Below are 1,101 nucleotides of genomic sequence, written 5' to 3'. Positions count from 1 at the left end.
AACTATTGCCTTTGTCCGAGCGCGGCTGGGTGAAGCGGCGAGGACATATCCGATGTAGTCTCGGTAATCGCCTTTCCTGACGATCGGCGTCTTGGGTTTGATATACAATTTCGCTTCGACGACACCTGGTATGGCAGCCGCTCGACTATCGCCATCGACCCAATCTAGGATACCATCGCGATCAGGAATCAGGAGCCGGGCGGTCGCAATATGCGAATGCCTCTTGTGCAAATTCCATTCCTCGCCGATCACGAGCTTGATGTGTTCGGTGACCAGATCGATACCGTAAGCCGCCTCAATCGTTTGAACACTGCCACCAAGACGCGGATTGACCTCAATGACGACTGGGCCACGCTTGGTCCACCGCAGTTCTACATTCGTTGGCCCCCAGCCAAGCCCGAGAGCTCGCAAACAGCTCAGCGACACATCGGCAATACGCCCATGCTCGTCTTCAGTCAGCGGGGCTGGATAGGTCCCGCCAAGATAGACAAAATGCGGTGGGGGGCCGAAATCAAGGGCTGAAATACAAACGACCTCATTTCCCATTATTGCAGCGCAATACTGTGGACCTTGTGCGAATTCCTCGACCAGTACCCTCGGCGAGGAACGCCATATGTGCTTCCCGCCCAACAAATAGGTCGAATGTTCGGCTAATTCATCGACATCGCGGCACAATCGGACACCGATGCTGCCGCTGCCCACGGCTGGCTTAACAACCACCGGCAGGCCGATCTCAGCGGCAAAGCTTTCTACCTCCGTCGCATTCACTGCCACGCGATAAGCAGGTATTGGAACGCCAGCCTCGGCGAGAAGCTGACGTTGAGTGAATTTATCGCAGCATCCTTCAATCGATGCGGGGTCCGGTCCCGGTAGATCGAAGTGCCGGCAGAGCTTGCCAACCGTCGTAGAGACCGACTCGTCGTCGCCCGCGAGGCCAGTAATGCCAGCAATGTCATTGGTAGCACGCAGCCGAAAACATTCGCCGATCAGCGCATCGAGATTGCCTGTATCGACACGGATTGCCTCACTTCCTTCCGCCGCAAGATAGTCGTACTGAGCTGGATCAACCGACAGGGTAATTGGATGAAGACCAAGACGCTG

General features: G+C 55.9%; 1 protein-coding gene. It reads right to left on the bottom strand.

Annotated features, from left to right (window positions below; translation table 11 throughout):
- The coding region (locus EN818_RS30635) for an acetyl-CoA carboxylase biotin carboxylase subunit family protein (protein ID WP_135906572.1) at nucleotides 1–1,101 on the bottom strand (1,101 nt) is incomplete at both ends.

It is taken from the genome of Mesorhizobium sp. M3A.F.Ca.ET.175.01.1.1 (assembly GCF_004791945.1).
Classification (GTDB): Bacteria; Pseudomonadota; Alphaproteobacteria; order Rhizobiales; family Rhizobiaceae; genus Mesorhizobium.
Note: the sequence above shows the minus strand (reverse complement) of the source record. Positions and strands in the feature narration are given on the sequence as shown.